Origin of the sequence: Enterococcus sp. DIV0703, assembly GCF_051711065.1 — a bacterium.
Lineage (GTDB): Bacteria > Bacillota > Bacilli > Lactobacillales > Enterococcaceae > Enterococcus_B > Enterococcus_B hirae.
The window spans coordinates 16,020-38,128 of the sequence record NZ_JBIOLX010000003.1 but is presented as its reverse complement, the minus strand read 5'-3'; the positions used below and the strand labels follow the sequence as shown (position 1 = coordinate 38,128).

At 33.7% G+C, this 22,109-nt stretch carries 25 protein-coding genes and 1 pseudogene; 5 read left to right on the top strand and 21 right to left on the bottom strand.

Annotated features, from left to right (window positions below):
• Window positions 1–15: 15 nt before the first annotated feature.
• The 8 genes from IGK81_RS14055 to IGK81_RS14020 form a co-directional block, all read right to left on the bottom strand.
• A complete protein-coding gene (locus IGK81_RS14055) occupies window positions 16–291 on the bottom strand; it encodes a hypothetical protein (protein WP_104761941.1) in 276 nt (91 codons plus the stop codon).
• Window positions 288–434: a hypothetical protein gene (locus IGK81_RS14050; RefSeq protein ID WP_164907440.1), complete on the bottom strand. Its 147-nt coding sequence runs from the start codon at window positions 432–434 to the stop codon at window positions 288–290. Before IGK81_RS14050 ends, IGK81_RS14055 begins: the two co-directional genes overlap by 4 nt.
• A gap of 22 nt (window positions 435–456) precedes the next feature.
• The gene (locus IGK81_RS14045) at window positions 457–633 is read right to left on the bottom strand and encodes a hypothetical protein (RefSeq protein WP_104761940.1); all 177 of its coding nucleotides are present in this window, start codon (window positions 631–633) and stop codon (window positions 457–459) included.
• A gap of 51 nt (window positions 634–684) precedes the next feature.
• Window positions 685–903: a hypothetical protein gene (locus IGK81_RS14040; protein ID WP_104761939.1), complete on the bottom strand. Its 219-nt coding sequence runs from the start codon at window positions 901–903 to the stop codon at window positions 685–687.
• 486 nt (window positions 904–1,389) lie between these two features.
• Window positions 1,390–1,647 (bottom strand): hypothetical protein, encoded by a 258-nt coding sequence (locus IGK81_RS14035; RefSeq protein WP_104761938.1) that lies wholly within the window; start codon window positions 1,645–1,647, stop codon window positions 1,390–1,392.
• Window positions 1,648–2,601: 954 nt separating this feature from the next.
• Window positions 2,602–2,907, bottom strand: coding sequence for a type III secretion system protein PrgN (locus IGK81_RS14030; protein ID WP_104761937.1), 306 nt, complete (start codon window positions 2,905–2,907; stop codon window positions 2,602–2,604).
• Window positions 2,908–3,095: 188 nt separating this feature from the next.
• Window positions 3,096–4,592, bottom strand: a complete 1,497-nt coding sequence (locus IGK81_RS14025) for a primase C-terminal domain-containing protein (protein WP_104761936.1) — start codon at window positions 4,590–4,592, stop codon at window positions 3,096–3,098.
• Between the two features lie 602 nt (window positions 4,593–5,194).
• Window positions 5,195–5,830 carry a hypothetical protein gene (locus IGK81_RS14020; protein ID WP_081123753.1) on the bottom strand — a complete coding sequence of 212 codons (636 nt, stop codon included), beginning with the start codon at window positions 5,828–5,830 and terminating at the stop codon, window positions 5,195–5,197.
• Between the two features lie 525 nt (window positions 5,831–6,355).
• On the opposite strand from IGK81_RS14020, the gene IGK81_RS14015 reads away from it, so the two are divergent.
• The 3 genes from IGK81_RS14015 to IGK81_RS14005 all read left to right on the top strand — a co-directional run bounded on the left by IGK81_RS14015 (window position 6,356) and on the right by IGK81_RS14005 (window position 8,234).
• Window positions 6,356–7,072, top strand: coding sequence for a replication initiation protein (locus IGK81_RS14015; RefSeq protein ID WP_104761981.1), 717 nt, complete (start codon window positions 6,356–6,358; stop codon window positions 7,070–7,072).
• A gap of 80 nt (window positions 7,073–7,152) precedes the next feature.
• A complete protein-coding gene (locus IGK81_RS14010; RefSeq protein WP_104761935.1) occupies window positions 7,153–7,965 on the top strand; it encodes a ParA family protein in 813 nt (270 codons plus the stop codon).
• Window positions 7,965–8,234, top strand: coding sequence for a ribbon-helix-helix protein, CopG family (locus tag IGK81_RS14005; RefSeq protein ID WP_096710516.1), 270 nt, complete (start codon window positions 7,965–7,967; stop codon window positions 8,232–8,234). The genes IGK81_RS14010 and IGK81_RS14005 overlap by 1 nt, the downstream gene beginning before the upstream one ends.
• 273 nt (window positions 8,235–8,507) lie before the next feature.
• Here the strand turns inward: IGK81_RS14005 and IGK81_RS14000 are convergent, their stop codons facing one another.
• From IGK81_RS14000 to IGK81_RS13990, 3 genes are all read right to left on the bottom strand, one after another.
• On the bottom strand, window positions 8,508–8,576 hold the full coding sequence (locus tag IGK81_RS14000; protein WP_222708154.1) for a hypothetical protein: 69 nt from the start codon (window positions 8,574–8,576) through the stop codon (window positions 8,508–8,510).
• 615 nt (window positions 8,577–9,191) lie between these two features.
• The gene (locus tag IGK81_RS13995) at window positions 9,192–9,401 is read right to left on the bottom strand and encodes a helix-turn-helix domain-containing protein (RefSeq protein WP_373415136.1); all 210 of its coding nucleotides are present in this window, start codon (window positions 9,399–9,401) and stop codon (window positions 9,192–9,194) included.
• 106 nt (window positions 9,402–9,507) lie between these two features.
• Window positions 9,508–10,101 carry a recombinase family protein gene (locus IGK81_RS13990; RefSeq protein ID WP_181046065.1) on the bottom strand — a complete coding sequence of 198 codons (594 nt, stop codon included), beginning with the start codon at window positions 10,099–10,101 and terminating at the stop codon, window positions 9,508–9,510.
• Window positions 10,102–10,467: 366 nt separating this feature from the next.
• Here IGK81_RS13990 and IGK81_RS13985 point away from each other — a divergent pair, with 366 nt between their 5' ends.
• Together IGK81_RS13985 and IGK81_RS13980 are read left to right on the top strand one after the other, a co-directional pair.
• Window positions 10,468–11,658, top strand: coding sequence for an IS256-like element ISLgar5 family transposase (locus tag IGK81_RS13985; RefSeq protein ID WP_002324630.1), 1,191 nt, complete (start codon window positions 10,468–10,470; stop codon window positions 11,656–11,658).
• 137 nt (window positions 11,659–11,795) lie between these two features.
• Window positions 11,796–12,312 (top strand): annotated as a pseudogene (locus tag IGK81_RS13980) (recombinase family protein).
• Window positions 12,313–12,340: 28 nt separating this feature from the next.
• Here the strand turns inward: IGK81_RS13980 and IGK81_RS13975 are convergent.
• The 10 genes from IGK81_RS13975 to IGK81_RS13930 form a co-directional block, all read right to left on the bottom strand.
• Entirely contained in the window at window positions 12,341–14,221 is a 1,881-nt protein-coding gene (locus tag IGK81_RS13975; protein WP_104761978.1) for an ATP-binding protein, read from the bottom strand.
• Window positions 14,214–15,206: an SIR2 family protein gene (locus IGK81_RS13970; protein WP_096710541.1), complete on the bottom strand. Its 993-nt coding sequence runs from the start codon at window positions 15,204–15,206 to the stop codon at window positions 14,214–14,216. The genes IGK81_RS13975 and IGK81_RS13970 overlap by 8 nt, the downstream gene beginning before the upstream one ends.
• A 231-nt stretch (window positions 15,207–15,437) precedes the next feature.
• Complete coding sequence (locus IGK81_RS13965; RefSeq protein ID WP_010720572.1) at window positions 15,438–16,019, bottom strand: PBECR4 domain-containing protein; 582 nt, start codon at window positions 16,017–16,019, stop codon at window positions 15,438–15,440.
• Between the two features lie 392 nt (window positions 16,020–16,411).
• Entirely contained in the window at window positions 16,412–17,089 is a 678-nt protein-coding gene (locus IGK81_RS13960; RefSeq protein ID WP_258075875.1) for a hypothetical protein, read from the bottom strand.
• Between the two features lie 363 nt (window positions 17,090–17,452).
• Window positions 17,453–18,073: an LPXTG cell wall anchor domain-containing protein gene (locus IGK81_RS13955; protein WP_104761976.1), complete on the bottom strand. Its 621-nt coding sequence runs from the start codon at window positions 18,071–18,073 to the stop codon at window positions 17,453–17,455.
• Window positions 18,074–18,267: 194 nt separating this feature from the next.
• Complete coding sequence (locus IGK81_RS13950; protein ID WP_010720568.1) at window positions 18,268–18,654, bottom strand: hypothetical protein; 387 nt, start codon at window positions 18,652–18,654, stop codon at window positions 18,268–18,270.
• 37 nt (window positions 18,655–18,691) lie between these two features.
• Window positions 18,692–19,561, bottom strand: coding sequence for a hypothetical protein (locus IGK81_RS13945; RefSeq protein WP_438758255.1), 870 nt, complete (start codon window positions 19,559–19,561; stop codon window positions 18,692–18,694).
• Window positions 19,562–19,584: 23 nt separating this feature from the next.
• The gene (locus IGK81_RS13940; RefSeq protein WP_104761974.1) at window positions 19,585–21,516 is read right to left on the bottom strand and encodes a recombinase family protein; all 1,932 of its coding nucleotides are present in this window, start codon (window positions 21,514–21,516) and stop codon (window positions 19,585–19,587) included.
• 53 nt (window positions 21,517–21,569) lie between these two features.
• Window positions 21,570–21,761, bottom strand: a complete 192-nt coding sequence (locus tag IGK81_RS13935; protein ID WP_000503424.1) for a hypothetical protein — start codon at window positions 21,759–21,761, stop codon at window positions 21,570–21,572.
• Window positions 21,762–21,831: 70 nt separating this feature from the next.
• Window positions 21,832–22,062, bottom strand: coding sequence for a YdbC family protein (locus IGK81_RS13930; protein ID WP_000659121.1), 231 nt, complete (start codon window positions 22,060–22,062; stop codon window positions 21,832–21,834).
• Window positions 22,063–22,109: the final 47 nt, after the last annotated feature.

Genomic DNA, 22,109 nt, shown 5'->3' with positions numbered 1-22,109 from the left:
ATTCCGTCACCTTTCCTATGCCTTAATCAAATATTGACGCGACATACCTTCTTCCAATTGGTAATAGACTTTCACTCGTTCAAACCGTTTCAAAAGACCGAAAAAACAACGTTTTTCTTTAGGAGAAAAATTCGCAATATATTGACTTACTAGAAGCTTTCGATCTTTTCTTTTTTTGATCTCAGCTAAAATATCTTTCTCGAAACGTCGAATCATTTTCTGCTCTTCTTGTAAATTGAAATTTTGATTAAAACCGTCTACTAAAGGTCGATAATGATATTTTGTACTCATGTCGTCACTTCCTTCTTTCGAGGAAGAACAAGGATAACTAATGGCTCAAAGATTTTTTTCGCAAGAATCCATTCATTGGCTTCTTTTTTGCTTGGACAGGAATAATACACACGTCCAGTATATTTCCCCATAACCTTTACCATAGGCAGTCACTCCTTCTCTTAATTACTTGTCTCGAAATGCTTGACGTATAACATATTCGTTATCGATTATTCGCTCTAAAGAGTCACAAGGATAAATTCTCTTGTTGTTTTTCTTCTGGTCTTCTTTGACGATCCACTGAAGTTTTAGAATCGTTTCTTCACTGAGCGCAATCTTGATCCTTTTTTTCTTTGTTCCCATATTCAGGTGTCCCCTTCTCTATTAGTAGGTGTCCCCTCTATTTTTCTAAACCTAAGCAGTTCGTAATTTCAATATTCGGACAACCTGCCCATTTTGAGTAATATATTTTGGAGGAATCGCCTGACTTCTTGATAATTCAGCCAACAACTGGCGATAACGCCTTTCTGACCACTTATGTTTCTTCTTTTGCAGAAAAACATATTCAGCCATTGAAATTTCCTTACGTTTTCCAGATTCTAAAAAGCAAATCAATCGTTGGATTTCCGTCATTTGGACACCTCCTAGTAAAAATTCCTCTTGTTTACAAGTAAATCGTAAAGTAATTTAAATAAAATATAGTGTTCGTTGTTAAGTAAAACGATAACTTCGCATATTAGGTAAATGCTCAACCTGTGAACCACAAATCACTCGAAATGTACCAAGTATCAGAAATCCTTCTGCTAACAGATAGTTACCGAGGTAACCCTTACCTGTGCTACTTATTTCTCCGCAATTTGCCCTCACAAAATCATCCCAAAGATTCACTACGTCTTTAGGTACTGTCCTTCCAAACACGACCGTAGATTAGACAGCGAGAATATCTACGACTGGTAAGAAAACATTCGTATCTCCTTCTAAATCCTTTTGCACCTCCTCATTTAGAAAACAGACGGTTTTCTTACACCCCTAAACTGTGTTCTTTTTATTCAGTTTTCAAGGATCAAAGTGTTCACAAGTAAAAAGATTTACTTGCAAACAAGAAAAATCTTTCTATTTTTACATGTGTTTTATCCTGTAGGGTTTCTCCAAAAACAAGAGTCCTTCTTGTTTCTTTTTACGTTTTGCAATCACTTGATGATTCACGCCCACAACTGTTCGAGTAGAACGATAAAGCAAAGAAATTGGTCGGATTTGCTTTGTTTGACGATTAATAAACCGTCCGTCCCCTAAATTAGCCCAAACACTGTTGTTGTAGAGCTTGATTGTAATTGCTTGACGCTTCAGATCCTCTACTGTACAAAATCTTCCAAACATGTTTAAACTCCTTTTTAAGCGTTATTGCTCAACTTGTTGTCGAACAATGCAGAACTCAACAAAAAAGAGAGAGACTAGCTACTACCTTCAAAGATAATAACAGTCTCTCTCTTTATGCCATCAGAGCCTTCTTCACAACACGATAATAATATACGCACTGTACCCAATAAAATTAGATACACTACTCCATAAACTTTTAATAAAACTAATACAAGTACAAAAGACATGATTGTTCATTACTACAAATTTATGGTATTATTGTTCACGTTGCAGGAAGACCCTGCGGCAAAAAGGAGCAGCACCGTTATCTCTATCTTAACGGTCGGGGTAGAAATCTATGACCTTTGAAAGAGCGCCAACTCTTTCTCAGCGAGATTTCTAAACCGCTCCTTTTTTTGTTGGGCTCTACATTGCACAACAAAAAAAGTATATTTACTTTTAAATTCATTTTAATTTGAAAAATTCTAAAAAAACGATAACATATTCATTCACAATCTGCAAATAAATTTATCATTTTATTTTTTTTACTTCCAAAAAGTCGATAACAGTAGGCTTTCGCCCTCCTTTACTCACAAAATCATTTACTCATGAATAAATTTGAACAGCTGCTCGATCAATTGACAAGCTAAGTATGGCATATTTATTTTCGTTTGAAAACCCAAAAAACCTTAAATATTTGACGAAATTTCGCAAAATATTTATGTTAATTTTTTATTAAGTCTACTTGACAAACGATAATAAAGCGCTTTTTTAGTAAAAATCTTTACAAAAACAGCATAACACACTATTTTAACGGGAACAAGTGTTCTCTTTATATAATTTTACCTCTTTCGTTAACGATTTTGAAACTAAAACCAACCATTATGATTTTATCTAATAAATATCTAATAACGATTTGTGATAAAATAAACAATTCTATTTGTAACATTTGTAATATCTAAAATTTATTTAAAATCAATCTAAGCGTTTTTTCACTTTCTTCCCCTTCTTAAACCCTACACGTTCACGATAACGATAATAGTCTTCTTGTAGCTTCAACAATTCCTCATAAATCTCCCCCATATTCCGACTAGAAGCTAAACTCAGAGCATAAATAAACGACGCAGGCAATGTCTCTACTGAACGCTCCCTCGATACCCAACTAGCTACAGTTCCTTGATTGAACCCATATAGATCACAAAACTGTTCGACAGGCATAGCTAAATACCGCAAAATATACACATTTACCGCATGAGAGTACACATACAACTTCATAGACATAAAAACCCCTCCTTCAGATAGCTACACATCATTACATACGTAATAATAGCATATAACTAGCAAACAAAAGAAAGAGAAACAGCAAAAGACCAAGAAACACTCACAGATATAACAGACTAACTAGGCTAAGAAAAAATCTAAAAGTATCAAAGATATATTGTAAAAGGCAATTGACGTCTTTTATTTTTTCAACCTGTATCGACCTCGAATAGTCTGATTTCTTGGGCTTCTTTCTCAGGTAATAGCTGCTGAATGGTTCTTGTCCATTCAGCGATGGTTAGCTTAAACTGCGCAAGAATCCCTTGAATATAGGCTTCTTTTTCGTCTTTCTTCGCTTGGATCAAACTTGCGACTAACACACGTACTGAAGCAAGTAACAGTCCGCCACCACGTCCCTTTTTGACATGATAGAACACTTTGTGTTCTTGCTTTAAGGCGCTTAATGCACGATCCAGACTTCTTAACGGCATATTTAATTGTTCTGCGAATTCTTTTTTTGACAGTTTCAAATAAGGCATACGAAGATCACTTTTTTCGCTCAAATAGCGCATGATATCTTCTTGCCATTCATGTTTATGACTATATTCTCGTTGTTCACGTGGTTTCTTGAACTTCCACCACCCACGACGTTGGATAAACAACTCGTTTTCTTGAATATCTGAAGCTACCCATTCCTGGCATAATTCCAAAATAAAGTCACGATTGGCAGCTTGATAATTGCCAGAATAGGCACTTTTAATAATCTTTCGCACTTCGCCTTCAGACAACGGCTCAATTAAGCGTTCGTTAAACTCAAACATGTTATACTCACAAGTTTCTTGTCCGTAACCGGAAGAATAATAAGCCAAAGAGAGTGTAAAAATCACGTTATTTCGTCCTAATCGACCTTCTCCCCCAATAATGTTTGCTTTTCGTAGTAACAAATCAAACCAAGGCTCATCGACTTGGCGATACTCTTTTTTCTCAGGAAAAACAATCAATTTCGCACTTCTTTCTGCTTCAGTTTTTTGGTTAGACGCCCTTTTCATTGACCAATTTAACCAATCAGAGAAAGAATATTGATTTTCTAACTCACAAAAAACAATATTTTGTTGGTTTGGGAATCGAGCAATCCCAAAATGGTTACAACCTACATCGATACCTGGCAATTGGTTAGCTAATTGTGTCCGAATCGTTGTAGAAATACGTTTTGCCACTTCAATTACTTTGAAATTACTCTTTTTCGTCACATAAGCAGGTGTTTTTAACACAAAGTAAACTTGATAGCCATGATCCGATTCTAAAATCATCGTTGGCATATATCCTAGTTCATCCACACAAGCTAAGAAAATCTCTCCCTGGTGATTTTCTTTTGAATCGATATCTACCACAAAAGTATTGATTTGACTTAAATTCTTTTCTGAGTGTCCTTTGACAACTGAACGATTTTCGTCTGCATAAGTCCCATAGCGATAAACGTTTGGCGTCCAATGGCTCAGTTTTGACTGATTTTCTAAAATCGCTTCTTCAGACGTAATAACCATGCCACGCCCTGCGTTCATCAATTGTTTACTGCGGTACGCAAAGACTGCACCATTCCTACTGGTATTTTCATACCCGACAGGCTTCATGGTGCTGTTTCGATATTTGTATGTACGAATGCCTTGTTTCAACAAAGCTGCATAGCATTGATCTAGGTTTTCCATACTAAAATTTCCTCCGAATTATATTGAAAGAGAACACATGCCAATTTTAAAAATTGTTCTGTGTTCTCCTTCAATATTCGGTTTAAATTCCTTTAAAAACCTAGAAAAATATACCTGAATCTATTGAATTGCTCGTCTAAAATGTGCTATACTTTAAGCACATTTATAAAACAACTAAGTGGTTTGACAGACCGCTTAATTTATTTATTGAGACGAGCGCGAACACATGACCTAACCATGTGATTCAGAAATAATTGATCCGACCAAAGTCAATTATTTCCGTCTCTATTTTTTATGTAATTTTCTTCTACTCCATATTACATTATTCATCTAAAAAAAGTAAACTACCTTTTTCATGGAATTTTTTATGCTAAATATTCAAATAGCTTTAAATCAAGCTTTATCCACTATTAAACATAGCATACGTTATTCCATCTATAGCGAAAATCACATAAAATTTCATAATAATTTGAGCAAAACAAAAAAGACTGGAGTAAAAAGATATTATCTCTAGCCTTTTTTTGATATTAGGGAAGAATCAAAAAACAGTTCATTTAAATTTTTTAGTTATAGACAACTATATCCAGTACTTACCTTTTAGGTTAACCCTCATACAATTCACGCATTCTTTTCTTTTGTTGGGTATTTAATAATTTCAAAACAAAGCGTTTTTCTAATGCTGTTAAATCTTTGTATTGGTCTTTATGATTGTCTTTCCGTAATCTTATACTTACAATTTTTCTAAATGCAGTTTTTTCATTTTGATTTAAAGTATCATAAAATGATCTTAAACATTTTGCTTGATTAATTGTTAACTTTCCATCTTTTATGATTTGTTTAGTAATACTTTGCTGAAATTCAGTTCTAAAAAATCGACTATCCAATGCTTCGAATAAAATTTTCTCCCAATAATCAACTTTGTCTTGTTCTACTCTCTGAACAGTAACTGTATCTCCTAAAGTATCATATAAGTGTTCATGTGTCTCTGCCATATGTTCTATGAACTTTGTTATGCAAGAACTCCCAACAATCATTTTATTCTGATTCATTTTATTTATGATTGTATATTCATATCTTATTTCTTTATGACCACATAATTGACAATCAAAATCAGCTTCCTCATTATCAAATAATCCGACATAAATCCATTCTTTTTTTGCTTTAAAGAAATTATTTTTATCTTCACTCAAAGGCAACAAATTACTTTTAGCATGTTCTAACCATCCAGTCTTTGTCATTAAATCCCCTCCATGTAAACGATTTAATTTGATTATAGTATAATTGATTGTTCAAAAGTAGATCTGCATGCTTTAAACTGCATTTAACTTCTTTACTATCGTACATTTAAGTTACTGTATTCTTATTTAAACACATATATAAACATATACATATACGTGTGTATATACGTGTTTATGTTTATGTTCACATATCTATGAGAAACAAATGGAAAAAAATATGCTAATTAGTTTAATCTTAATATACAGAATGGAATTTTTTATGCTATATCATTCCCTTAGATTAGATTATTTCATAAGAATACTAAAGCAGATAAATATTCTGAACACAAACATAAATATATACTTATTTATGTTTATATTTATGTTTATATCCATAGAAATACACACATAAATATAAAACCAATGGAGCTCATCAACATATTTATGTATATGAATATACACATGAATATGTTGATGAATATGTTTATGTGTAGTAGAATAAGTCATGAAGATATAATCTATAAGAAAGGTAGCCAGGTGAATGAAATGGAAAATGTTGTGCTATTTGATTTAAATGAAATAGATAATAAGAGAAATAAAACACTTCAAAAATCAACCAATCTTATTCAAAAAGCAAAGCATTCATTAACAGCAAAAGAACTCACTTTAGTCGATTTTATGGTTACCAACGTTAAAGAAACTGACGATGATTTCTTCACAATAAAAACAACTATTGCTGAATTAAATGAAATTTGCAAGTTTGGACATGGTGGGGCAGCTCATTTAAACACAGAAAAAGCTTTGCTAAATTTAGCTAATAAAGGTTTCTGGATTGAGCTTCCTGACGGAGTAAAAACAATCGGTCGGTGGCTTGATAAACCTTATATTAAAAACGGTCGAGTCAAACTGCGCCTTGATTCTGATCTTGCGCCATATTTGTTGAACTTAGTTGAAGGACAATCAACTAGACTCTTTTTCATGGACGTTGTTAACTTGAAAAGTATTCATGCTAAGAAGCTTTATGAATATCTACAATCTTGTAAACCAGACAACGAAATTTTTTTGTCTGTAGACGAAGTAAAAATCTTATTTCAAAAAGAACATCTTGAGTGGTATAGAGTTCTTCCATATCTAAGAAAAGCAAAAGAAGATATAAATAGTCGCACTACTATGAAAATCGATTACCAAACTGTTAAGGATGGTCGTTCTACGATAGGCATCAAAATTATACATTCTAAGAAAAAATCGGATTTTATTGATTAAGACACCACATAAATATGTTTATGTTTATGTATATGTATATGATAACTTGATATATATTGATAATTAAGGAGGGCAATTATTTGAAAACATTAACAGTGAATATTGAAAAAGGCGGTACAGGAAAATCTAGTACAGTTTATAATGTAGCTGAAAAAGTTTCAAAAACAGCTTCAGTACTTTTGATAGACCAGGACAAATCAGGTAACTTAACAGATAGATATTCAAAGTATGATTACGGATTAATGAAAGATGAAAATAAAATCTCAAATTTGTACAAAGGAAAAAATTTAGAACCTATTCATATTCATAAAAATTTAGACTTGCTAGCTGGTGGACACGAACTAGCAGATATGGAAGATTTCATAAGGGATAAACCAAATAATCGCTTGATTTTATTCTCTTGGTTTGTTAAGAATATTGAAGTATTACAGAAGAAGTATGATTATATCTTCATAGATACTCATAATGATACAAGCTTGATTACTCAAAATGCATGGGCAGTTTCAGATATCATACTTGGCGTATCCGACCCATCTATGGATGGTTTTAAAGCTTTATTAAAATTAGGCAGAGATATTGACACATTAAGAAAAGAATTAGTAGAGGTTAGAACGGGAGAAAGTTACCTAATAGCAGACTATTATTTCATCGGAAATAAAGTAAAACACAATACTAACTCTAGTAAAGAGTTTTTAGAAATTATTTCTAAAGAACCAAATTACTTAGGCTATATTCCCGATAAAGAACTGATTAATACAGCAAACTTAGAAATGATACCTTTAGTTGAATATTCAGAAAATAAAGAGCTTTACAACAAACATAAAAATTTCTTTAATCAGACATGGAAAGTATACGATACAATTTTAAATAAATTGAACGGAAGTGATCAATAATGGCAAATAGATTTGAACAAGCAAAAAATAATTTTAAAGAAGTACCAACTAGTCCAGAAATAACTGATTCTAATACTACTAGTACTAGATTAGACACTGCTTTAAATCCATCTGAACAAGTCGAAAAAACAAAACCAACACAGATAACTCTCTATCCTTCAGAAAAAGAGAAGGTACAAATCCTTAAACAAACTCTAAATAGAAAATCAGTTTCTGAAGTAATTCGTGATCTTATAAACGCAGAGTACTCACGTCAATTTCCAAACTAAAATATAGCACACTCTATCTATCAAGAATAGGCTTTTGCCTATTCTTTTTTTGGTCATAAACATATCTATGTATATAAATATAAACATAGACATGTTTATGAACGTGAATATAAACGCAAATATAAACATAGTCATAGATATGAAAACTTATGAGGCGCGCAATAAGAAAAAAGAGCTATGCACAAACATAGATCCATGTAGAACCGTTAAAAAGACGGTGGCTTCATTAAGTGTATATTGTAACCATCTTAACTCGCCAAAGTTAGAAGATGGTTACTTTTTTTGGTCTTTATGGTCAATTATCAGCAAAACTAACGTCGCAAAAGCGATCATCAGTTGAATTGCTTCAAAACTATCCTAACATTGCTATCCTTTAACAAACGACAACGGCATATTTACAATTATTATAGATATTTTCAAACGTCGTACGATTCATCCAATAAGATTATTTTGAGAAAAAGTCCTTCAATATTTATGAGAAAAAACAAAAAACTTCTGCCCTATTATGGACAGAAGACTGCAAAAAATATTTAAGCGGTTAAGAGTGGGAACAACGACAGAAATATCGTTGACAATAAAAGTATATCAAACATTCTAAAATACCGCAATATCTCTTACGTTCCTAAAAATCAATCGATTACTTACTTTCGTAGATTTCATAGAATCATCGCTCATATAGATATATAGTATTGATTGCTATGATAGCTCGAACTTTCAAAAATTATAAAAACTAAAGGAATCTACACATCATAATTTATCTTGTTCACCCAACTATACAGCTAATTAATTCTAAATGATCTTAGAATCGTCGTGTGAACACTAAATACCTGATTATTTTCTACATTCTACATAGATTCTCTTACCTGGAATAATTGATAGTCCGAATTTCTGCTTTGCGGGATCAATATATTTGAGTACGACTTGATCTAAGTTTACAAGTTCTAAATTATTTAGTATCTATTGCTTAAGTATCTCTTTTCCTTCTTCAAAAGTTCCAACTTCTTTTTCCGATTGAACAGACCAATTATCTTCTTCAATAACAAAAAAGCGTTGTATGGGTTCTTTTCTACCTGTTAAATCTTCCATCCCCTCTCTAGTTATTACTAAAGTTTTTCCAAATAATCTGATTTCCCCTTCTGGTATTTTGTTAGGATATTTTTTCTTCATTTGTCTCACATAGCTTGAATCATATCCCCACCTTAAACCAGCTTCAGTCGCAGTCTGTCACTTTTCTAGATAAATGGTAAAAAATTTCAGCATTAAATGGCAAAAACTAATGAAAATTTATCTTTCCATTTTTATCCTCCATTTTTGCTAAATAACGATAAATGGTGGTCCTTGAGATGTTCCAACGTTCCGCAATCGTTTTAATAGGTGTTCCACTATCAACTAGAGTCTTTAATAATTCTAAGTCTTGTGCTTTTAATTTTTCAGGACGTCCTCCAAATCGCCCTCTTGCTCGAGCTGCTGCTCGTCCTGCTGCGGATCGTTCTAAAATCAGGTTGCGTTCAAATTCGGCAAAAGCTGCAAACAAATGAAACATAAGTTGTCCAGTAGAACTTGATTTGTCCATTGTAATATTTTCTTGAAGACTATGAAAACTGACACCACGTTCGTTCAATCGATTGACGATTGAAATTAGATCTTCCATATTTCTTCCCAGCCGATCTAAACGCCAAACCACTAGAGTATCACCAGAACGAACAAAGTCGATAGCCATTTCCAATCCGGGACGATTACTTTTAGCTCCACTCATGTGATCGGTGAAAATTTTCTCACAACCAAATTTGTTTAAACTATCTTCTTGTAAATCTAAATTTTGTAATCCGGTAGATACCCGGGCGTATCCTATTTTCAAAAAAATCACTCCCTCATTAATTTTATTGTAACATAACTTTATACCAACGGTATAAATGAACACAGATTTTGATATGGGTTTATGAACACATAATAGAATCAAAATTATAGAAATAAGATAAAAAAATAGACTGTTCAGAAACGCCTGATTTTATGAACACTTCGTTTTAAAATAAAAACTAAGAAAATCCCACGATTATTTTGAACGATTTTCTGATCGATTAAATATTTATAGTTTGTGTCAAATAGAACTAAAAATTTATGACATTTAAAAAGAAAAGTGAGAGTGTAAAATATTTTGTGTAAATAGAAAAAAGGAAGTCCCTTCTGTAGAATAGAGTTACCACAACACATTCACAGAAGAGAGGACTTCCCTATGAACGATTTTACTACAGAAATTCTAAAGACTCTAGCGAACAAAGGCGATTTGAATGAATTATTCCGTGTCCATTTGGAGAAAGCAGTCAATACGCTTCTCAAAACGGAGTTAACGGCTTTCCTAGATTACGAAAAGTATGATCGCATTGGTTTTAACACGGGTAATTCTCGTAACGGCTCCTATGACCGTACGGTCAAGACCGAGTATGGGGAACTTCATCTCCAGATTCCGCGCGACCGCAATGGTGAGTTCAAGCAACAGACTGTTCCTGCTTATAGACGGACGAATGACACGTTAGAGGAGACCGTCATTCACCTCTTCCGAAAAGGTATTACCATGTCGGAAATCGCAGACTTGATTGAGAAAATGTATGGGCATCACTACACGCCCCAAACCATGTCCAATATAACAAAATCATTTACAGAAGAGGTAACGGCGTTTAAAGGGCGGGAGCTTCATGACCGTTATGCTGCTATTTATATGGACGCAACGTATATTCCGTTAAAGCGGAAAACCGTCGCCAAGGAAGCTATTCATATCGCAGTTGGCATTCGCCCGGACGGATCAAAGGAAGTATTGAGCTATGCGATTGCACCGACTGAATCCATCACGATTTGGGAGGAAATTTTATTGGACCTTCAAGAGCGCGGTTTGAAAAATGTCCTCCTGTTCATCACGGATGGCTTAAAGGGGATGGTAGGAGCGATTAGTCGGTTCTATCCCAAAGCTCGTTTTCAACATTGTTGTGTACACGTTTCCCGTAATATCAGTCACAAAGTGCGTGTCGATGATCGTAAGGAAGTCTGTGATGATTTTAAAATGGTGTATCAAGCCTCATCTAAAGAGGTGGCGTTGGAAGCACGTGGTGCTTTTGCGGAAAAATGGAAAACCAGCTATCCAAAAGTGGTTGAATCGATTCTTTCGAACGATCACTTGCTCACTTTCTATGATTTCCCCTTGGCCATACGCAAGAGTATTTATTCTACGAACTTGATTGAATCCTTTAATAAGCAAATCAAGAAATACAGCCACCGCAAGGAACAGTTCCAAAACGAAGAGTCGATGGAACGTTTCTTAGTCTCGTCTTTTGATACTTACAACCAAAAATTCCTAGGTCGCAGTCATAAAGGCTTTCAACAGGCCGAAGGCGAACTTGAACAAATGCTAAGCCAACTGATTGAGAATTAGAAACAATCTGCAGTAGGGAAGAATCATTTACACAAAATTATTGACGCTCCCAGAAAAGTGACACACTTCTGTAACTTTTCTTTTTAAATGTATAATTAGGGTGTATTTTAAATACTTTGAGAAAGTAGGTAAAAATTTTGAAAGTTGCTTATATTCGAGTGTCATCGATTGATCAAAATGAACAACGACAAATTGAAGAAATGAAAAAGTATGGCGCAGAAAAAATTTTCATTGAGAAACAATCTGGAGCAACAATTACTCAGCGACCGATTTTCCAAGAAGCTTTAGATTTTGTCCGAGAACAAGATATTTTTATTGTCGAAGCCATCGATCGTTTAGGCAGAAATTATGACGAGATCATTGAGTCAGTTCATCAAAGACTTAATTATTCAGATCTTGGCCATGATTGCCGAGCAAGAGCGTTCTGAATCTAAACGACGCCAAGCACAAGGAATTAAGATTGCAAAAGCGAATGGTGTTTACAAAGGACGTCCTAAGTTATACAGCGTAGACACAAAAGATCCCCAACGTCGCCTTGTTTATAAAAGCATCGTTGAAGATCTTAAAAAGGGTGTTGCTATTTCAAAAATTGCAAAAGAATATAATGTTACGAGACAAACTGTGTATAGAATAAAAAATGAACTAAATACTTAATACAGTATAAATTGAATACTAATGATATTTAATCATTCCATAAGCTCGTAAGATTTATATCATCGCTACTAGGTCTAAGCTCTGTTTCTTTATCTATTTTCACTAATACAGGAATGCTTAAAGCACTTCCTGTTATAATTGCTTCTCCCTTTCCTAAACTAGGAATAAAATTGTAAGATGTTTTATCAAGGGTTGGCATTGTCTTTTCTAGCATGCGTAGATCATTTTCATTTACTAAACGATGAATTAAATAATTATGTGTTTGCGAAAGAATCGTAGGCGAAATATCAGCTGGTCTTTGACTTGATAATGTTAAATAAAAGCCAAATTTTCTTCCTTCTTTTATAATTTCCTCAAATACTGATAATCTATAGTCTTGCCAGCTATCTCCATTATTTTTATACTCCGAATTTAATATATTGTGAGCTTCATCAATTATTAAATGCTTTGTTCCACTAACTTTCTTTCCTGCAGTTTTTGATTTTTGTTCATCATAAATCATTTTAGACAATAACATTGGTACTAAACGAGTAATTTCTTGATTAGCATGAACAAGAGAAATAATATTTAATGTTTTATAGCACCCTATAGCATCTTCTTTTATCTCTATTACTTTTTCTAAACTTTCTAAAGAAGAATTAATCCTATTAAATAGAGGATTTAAATGCTCTCTATTAATTTTTCCCCATGCTGTCCGATGTACTTTTTGAAAATCTAGAAATATCCTCAATTGTTGTAAAGGAGTATCTTTATTATTATCAAAGTACTCCTTTAACATAACAGAAATATTATTTATTCCAGACCGAGTCAATATATCATCTGAAATATTGGTTTCAACACCTTTACTGAACCAGATATCTAATGAATTAATCTTAAAGTCTCCATTATTAAATTGGACTAACTGATCTAAATATTTAAACTCTAAATCTCTCTTCAAATACTTTTTTGCTATATCTAACCAATCTTGTAAACTATCTTGGTTCACCGAAAGTCCTGATGTTAATATTTTTTTTAGCGTTCCTGTAACATATGATCCAAAATCGAAAAAGGGTTCGTTTTGTTTTTTCATAAATTCTCTAACTGCACTTCTTAAAAAAGGTACTTGCGTTGCAGAACGAGCATCAAATAATATTGATAAAATATCTGCATCAAACAGATACTCTTTTTTTACTGGAATCTTTGAACTTTTGTCTTCGTTTCTAGTATTTATTTTAAAAAGTGTTCTATTATCTTTGTGAACTCCAAATATACCTTTTTGAGTTTTTTCATTTGTTTTAGAAGAAATATACTCACCATTAAAATCTATCACAAAAAATTGAGATTTTTCTACAATTTTTTCATAGTACTCTGATTTAAACAATTCTAAGTACAATTTGTGTAGTGTATTAGATTTACCACTTCCTGTATTACCAAATATACCGATATGAGAAGCAAAAAATTTATTTATTGATAAACTGATAGGTTGTTTTTCTAAAATAGAATATCCAATTTTAATAGAATCTTTTGCATTGTTAATACCATAAATAATTTTTAAATCTTCCATATTTGTTAGTGAGACTTCATTTCCAATCATGGGAACATATTGACTGGTTACTTGAAATTTATCGTTTTCGATTACGCCCTTTGTTTTCAAAGAAATAATTCTGTTTATTGATTGCTTTGAATATCTGTTATCAAACTCTTCACTTTTTATTGAGTTTTGTTGATCAATTATTTTTTCATTGATTACAGTAGCAATAATTTTATTATCATTTTGGTTTATCGTAAGATAAGCACCAATTTTTGGACCTATTAATGTCTCTCCATACCAGAAAAATTCAGAATCATTAGACATATTATACATCCCTACTTGAGCGATATCTCCATCCACTGCAGTAATTACTCCTAACTTTTTACTGGGGCTAGTCATACTTACTATCTCCTATCGTTACATTATTTAGGATAGAATTTAGATTTTTTAATGTGAAAAATTCCTCTCCTTTATCATTTTTTTGCTTATGATTTTCCGAAAAATCTTTAGGGGTCAATATATTCAAATTATATTGACCAACTTCATGCGATAAGTTGCTTGTTATTTTATCTTTATCAACCTCATCAAATGCAAAAATATACGTCATTAACTCTGGATTCTGCAACGCACGTTTAAGCATTTTTGCAATGTGTTTATCTTGAAAAGAAAAACCTATTACAAATAATATAGTTTGTGGTTTATCTAATTCAAGTTGAAATATACGCAGCATTTCATGAAAATGATTACTTAAAAATGTTTCTTCTTCTTCTCTTCCAGTTGGTTTTACAACACAGGGATTTGCTATGACATGATTTCTAATATACAGAAACTCTTCATTTTTTTCCCAATTTACTGAACCATGCGGTTTTATTAAAGTTAGAGAAGGTAACTCATTTGTATAGTTGTCATTTAACCCCTTATAAGATACTGTCCTATTATAATTAGTACTTTCCAATTTTCTATCGAAATATCCACTTGCCCCATCATTAAACACAAATTTAAAGTTTTTTAGAACTTTATCTGTTGCTTTTTCAATAAACAAATCATAATTTGTTGTAAAAATATTGGCTGTTCGAGGAATTTGTCTAGAATTTGATAGATGTAAAATACCAATAATATTTAAAATAAATTCTCTATACATTCTTAGTGTATGGTATATATCAGTATCATTACAGAATTCATTTGTAACTAATTTATCGCTTACTAATTTTACTTTTTCTAATAATTTTCCATTTTTTTCTTCTTCACTTTTACCCTCTATACTTCCCATTAACGGAATAGCTGGATATGAAACCCCTGATCCTAACAAAAAATTCAATCTTTTCGTAGTCGCATATTTTCTAATATTTTTTACTAAATCATCATCTTTGTTATCCTTTGACATTGTATTCTCCCAAATATATATTTTACTTATATTATACTACAAGTTCACAGTTAAAAAATAACCCCTTATGCCTAATATTGATGACCTCAAAGTAATACACATATTCTAATTATAGTTCAACACCCAACAGAGTATACTCAATTGACCTTCTTGTTTTCACTAAGTTAACAAAATTAAATGTACTACTAAAAAAGTAAGAAAATGCGTAAAAAAATAAAGGTCAAAATTTTTTTATTTTTTGACCTTTTTATCTGTCTTCTCGAAAATAGTTTTGCTAATATCATTTGTGCCTATTTTTACTTTCTCGATTTTTACAACTTCGTGAGATTCTAATAAAGATTTAGATAAGTTTTTATTGGTTGTCCCATTTAACGCTAATAATGACTGTGGCGCATATTGGTTTTCCGTCCTAACACATGTTAAAGCTATTATCATTTTACTTGTACGAATAGCTTTGTCAAAACTCAAATTATAAAATGAACCATTATCACATATCCTAACACCTGACGAAGATAATAATTCCAGTAAATGAATAATTTGTAGTTTTTGTCCTGTTGATCCATCATCTTTTACATGTATTTTCTTTAATGAAATTTTCTTTCTTTTTATAGCTTTATAAAATTGTGTAGCACTATAGTCATATTTTACGCCACACAGGTGCATGAAATTACCTGGAGTAAATACAATTTTCATCTGCATATTTTTTTTGGTTAATCTATGTTTGTATGTATAAGTAAATTCATAATTATTGAATTCTTTATCATAAATAAAAAATGCGTTTCTAATTAGTTCGAAATGTTTTTTTTCAATCATCATTTTACTCCCACAATAAATTAAAAAGAGTCAAGCTAAGCTTGACTCTCAAAAGATCATTAAAAATCAGGTTTTTCTGTTGCTCGCCAACTATTGACCCAAAGTTCAATTTTAGTATCGAGTTTTTCTGTTGCTCGCCAACTATTGGCCCAAAGTCCAATTCTAGTATCGAGTTATTACAATGCCTGATCATTGAGAGATATCTTTATCTCTATAATTATATTATCATATACGAATAAGAAACTCAACTATAGAATATCAATACTAATAATATCAGATTTCAAAAAACTATTACTCTCTTACGTTAATCTACCAAGAATTCAAATATTAAAAAAAAGCGACAAACCTATTTATATTAATAGGTTTGTCTTTATGTTTTTTTGTACAAAATCTTATTTACTTATTTTTCTTATCGTAAATGGACGTTTACGATTTATTGGTTGATTTTTCTCAGAAGTTATAATACTTTCTTTTTTTGGTATAGTGATATAGTCTGTTTTTTTAAAGCCTTTCGCAACTTTTTTCAAAAAAAATGGTTTAAATTTCGGTTGAATGAAAGATACTTCTTTATTCAATTCTGTTGGTTTGTAGACTTGGATAATTAATACATGATACTTTTTATCTTTAACAGAAAAGATCACAATATCTCCTATGCCAATTTTTTTATGAACAGTTGATGGTGCTTTGAAATAAACCTTTTGCTTGGTTTTGTGTAAGGTCTTATCTTTTAATTCTAAAAATAGCCCTTCAAAAATTGTCTTTTTGTTTATTAATCGTATTTTAGGTAACTTTTCTCCTTTTTTTACAGGGAGAATACTCGGTGCTTCATTAAAAATTTTACTAATAATCGCAGTATACTTATTTTCTTCTTCTTCGGATCTACCAGTAATTATGTTTTTTACATAAACCAATTGACCATCTTTAGAATACACAAGCATTCCCTTTAGAATCTTTTTTTCTAATTTTTCAGCTACACGAAAAGTAAATATCTTATTTTTTAAGTAGACAGAATCATTTATCCTTCCATGTGCTGGTTGAACATGAACAGCTTCTACTAACAACTTATTCACTTCCTCTTCATTTAATATATTAGCAAATTACCAAATGATATACTACGAATAAAATAAAAAAAGCTATGCGTAAACATAGCCCCTAAATTTGCTTCAGAAACAGACAAAAAATGCTACCTTACTGCATCTTGATTATAACATCTATATACCAAATTAATAAAGATAGGTACTGCCTGAAACTTCACTAACGGACAGTACCTATAAAGCCTATAGTATGGACGTTTATCAATACTATTTTATCAAAAAAATCTTGTTTTTCAACCATTCTTATTTTTTATCTTTTTTTGATTAAAAATAAGAATAAAATTACTGTTTTTCTTCATATAATGATTTTATACAAATTTCAATCTACATCTTCCATTATTATCTATCTCGGTCATCAACCGTTTGGGTTGATGACTTATTCTTTTTTAAAGAAAATATCCCAACACTAACTACTAGAAAAATCCCTCCACCAATCCAAGTTAACCATTTATTTGTTTTCTCACTTGTTTGTGGTAAATAAGTACGCTTGCCATCCACAGAAGATTTTTTCTCTTTAGGATTGTTTATTTGATTATATCTAGCCGTTGGTACTGTGTACTTACTACTATTGGATAAATTGTTTTTAGTTGGTATTCCTTCATTCTTATTCGTTGGATTTACTGGTGTATCTTGCGATTCTTTCACATTGTATTTTGTTACATTAACAAAGATCTTTATATTCAATTCCATGCATTTGCATTTCAAATCCACAGTAATGATTGCCTTCTGGTGATTCCAAATGACCACTTCCATCGTTGTAAATATGCCATTTCCAACCTTCTGGTAATTTTTCCGCAGGACAAATTTTCTTATCCTCAGAATGATTGATTTTTCCTCCTGTTCTTTCTGTAATAATTCTCTCACTAGTTTTTCAATTTCTCTTTGAGCTTCTACGAAAGAATCTGCTCCGTATAAGTATCCCTCATAACTTGTAAAGTGAATATAAGAATCGTCAATCATTCCATCAATCTCATAATAAGTTTTACCTTCTGGATCTTTTAAACATGCTTTATAATCTGTAAAAACATGCCAATTCCACCCTTCAGGTAGCGTTTCAGCCTAATAGATTTTCTTTCCCTTTTCTTCCCAAGAATGATTGTTTAACATATTTCTTCTCCTTCCCTGTATATAAATAAAATAGAAATGTAGGAATCCTACATTTCTATTTCTCTATCCTCAAAAAAATTGTGATCTTCATACTGAACAATATCGTCTGATAAAATTTTTAAGTCAAACGTTCTATCATCGATCACAAATACAATATCTTCTTTTACATTTCCTTCAAAAAAACTTACAGGTGCGCTTAATTCATTATCAAACCACAACATTTTATCATCTTTTATACTAAAATAATTTCGAACTTCATCAGTAGTCCAGAAACAAATAATCTTGGAATCTTTTAATGTTTCAGGAATATCAAACTCTTCAAGGTCTCGTTCATCAACAATTGCTACATCTGATTCCGGAATGAGCAATATTCCGTCTTCTGTAGCTTCTAATCTAGTTAAAATATCTTTTATTGAAAGAGTTTCTTTTGTCATTTTATTTACCTCCAAAATAATAGAAATGTAGGAGTCCCTACATTTCTATTTCTTCTATATTGTATTCTTCTGTATAGTGTTCTTCTTCATATTCTACAGTTTCTTCTATTTCATCAGTCACTGATTGTGAGCCTTTCTTCTTATTTAGTGAACACTCAATTTCTGTGTTAATTCTAGTTTGTTCTGCTACTTTTTCTTTTAATTCTTGTTCTTGTGAAAAAGGTTGCCCAAGTTGTTGTTTTGCTATTTCTAACTTTTCTTCCGTTTCTTTTAGTTGTTCTTGTTTTTCTAATATCCGTTCAGGCAATTTTTGAACAATATTTTCAATCCGACGAACCATTCCAATACCTGCTTGTGGATCAATCAGGGTTGTATAACGTCCACCTTCAGACTGCAATTTCATTTCAAGCTGTCCATATTGCATTTCACTACGTTTTAGGTGGATACTAAAACCTTGATAAATCCCCACTTTTATAAATTCTTCAGAACGACTATAGGCTTGACACAACTGTTCAAGCTTTTGCGTAGCTTCCGTTCTAGAATCATAAGTCATGTTCATTAATTGAATTTCAAATTCATTATTGGAATATTGTTTTGACAATTCGATATCTTTTTCCAATTGAGTGATTGATTGTTTAATTTCTTGTATTTTTTTCGGATAGTTTTGTTCTACCTTTCTTTTTAGACTCTCTTGTTCATTTAAGAAAGAAGATTGTAACATCCGTAAACGACTAATCTCATTGTCCAGTTTCATCTTCTCTGCAATCAATGGATTACCTGTTGCTAATGCCTTAACTTCTGAGGCATCTAGTACCGTTTCAGACAATTCATCAACACTTCGAGAAATAGCTTTACCAGACATCACTTGAGAGATATACGTTTGCTTTTGTTCCTGGATCTGCCACAAAAAGCTATCAAATGTTCCTTTGGTCACATAACGGAAGATTTGAATTTCTTTATTTTCATTGCCTTGTCGAATGATTCTTCCATCACGTTGTTGGATATCAGTCGGTCATTTTTTGCGGACAGTTCAATACATGCCCTTCGGTTCCTCTCCCTACTCCTGCGTTTGCTCTCGTTTGATTTCTCCCTCTGTATCCTCTTAGCACAAGCGGGACAATACTTTGATATTCCAGAGCTGGGGACGTATTCAACACCGCACACCGTACAATTTTTAGGCTTTAACGCCGTCCACCGCTTTGTGGGTGTGATATGTAATTCACCGACAAAGCCGATGAATTTATAGTAAATCTTGATTTCCTGCCTTACTGTCCCGTCCGCAAGTTTCTCACGTTCCGAAACAAGTATCTTGTCTATGAGTGCGTTTATGATGGTTGCGTCCAACTCTTTCAGCCCCTGATAGTTGCGGATTAGGGATAGAAAGTCCCTCACGCCCTGCGATTTCTCATAGCTGTCATTGAGCGTTTCCGTTACCTCTTTCAGCCGTGCTTCAATTTCAAGCTGCTCTTTCTGGTATTTCCCCGACATCATCTCAAAATTCCGCTCCGTGATACGCTCCATTACCTTGTCCTCATAGAGAGAGGAAAACAGCCTGTCAAGCTCCGCAAGGCGTTTGTTCAGCTTCTTCTTTTCTTTCTCTAATGATTTCGCCCTGCTCTGGTCTGTTTCCGTGAGCCGCCTTTCTATGGCTCTGACCGCCTTTTCATCATTGACCGCCATATCCGCAAAGCGGTTGATGTCGGCAAGGACGGCATTGAATAAGTCCCTCGCTTCAATGCTGTGTGCGGTACACATAACATTGCCATATCTGCCATAATTATTGCAGGTGTATTGTACGCAGTCGATGATGTCGGGGCGTTTCCTCCTGTTGGCACTCGCCGCCCGCATCGCATAGCCGCAGTCCGCACACTTGATAACGCCCGAAAAGATATTCTCAAATCCCCCTGCGTTCTGCTCCCGCCTGCGGCTCGTCATAAGCTGCTGTACGGTGTCAAATTCCTCCTGCGTGACTATCCCCTCATGGGTGTCTGGTATCACTTCCCATTCTTCGGGCAGCTTAGAGGGGCGTTTCTTGCTTTTCATGTTGGCTGCAATCCGCTTGTAGCCTGCAAGGTTGCCCGCATATATCGGGCTTCTTAAAATGCCCCTCACGCTGTTCTCGCTCCAAATATAACGGTTTTCCTCGTTATCCTCAAAGTACCGCTCATAGCCTGTTGCCCCTTGCTCCACCGCATAAGCGGCAGGGCGTAGGATATGCTGTTTGTTGATGTGCTTGCGGATTTTGGCGATGCCGTTGCCCGCTAACGCAAGGTCGAATATCTCCCTTACCACATGGGCAACTTTGTCATCTATCAGCAGATGGTTGTGGTCGGCAGGGTCTTTGACATAGCCATAAGGGGCTGTTGTTCCCATGAATTTCCCCTGCTGAAACCTCGCACGGTACGCCGATTTTATCTTGACTGACACATCGGCAGAATACATTTCGTTTAGGATGTTGCGGAAAGGCGTGATGTCCATAGCGGATTTGTTTAAGGTGTCCACGCCGTCATTGACCGCTATATACCTCACGTTATGCTCTGGGAAAAAGACTTCCAGATATAACCCACAATCAAGATAGTTCCTCCCCAGACGGGATAAATCTTTTGTAATCACGCAGTTTATCAGCCCGTTTTCAATGTCCTTAATCATATTCTGGAAACTTGGTCTTTGGAAATTTGTTCCAGAGTAGCCATCGTCAACATACGTTTTTGCTAAATGCCATCCCTGCCTTTTCACATAATCCGTGAGGATGGATTTTTGTGTCGCAATGCTCGCACTCTCGTTATCCGTGCCATCGTCCTTTGATAAGCGGCAGTAAATGCCGACTTCATAAATCTTGTTCTCCGTTCTTATTCCTGCCATACTGTAAAACCTCCATATCTGTCCTAACGTTTTCATGTTCCATTGCGTACATTCTAAGCGGACAGCCCCTCATTGTCGAAGGTGTCGCCCTCGGCAATCTTCTTCCGAATATCCTCGGAGATAATCGGGACAAACGCTTCTGCAACGGTCTGTGTGCCGATATATTCTCGACTGATAATCATTTGTACTTGCCCTTTTGGCACAATACGCTTTCTTCTTCCAGTTGTTTTCCTATCCTCGCCCATACTTAAATCTTCCTTTCCAGACAGGGCAGGAGAACGTCTGGAAACGCCCCGCCCTGTCAATCAGATACCATCAATCCCCGCTGTTTACTTCTTTCTGTAATGCTTCAAGGAGTGCCGCTGCTTCATCAGCGTTCAACGTGATACCCTTTCCGCACTTCTCACGGTTCGGGGAAAAGCTGCGGATGTCATATTTCGGCTCTCTCCCGTTCCATGAAATAAGATTGATTTCCTTTGTGTAGCCGCTGTCACTCGCAGACAATACGGCGATTTCCTTTACAATCTCATACTGGATTTCTTTCATTCCTTACCTCATTCTCCTTAAAATTCTGTCTTTCTTCTGTTCCAAAT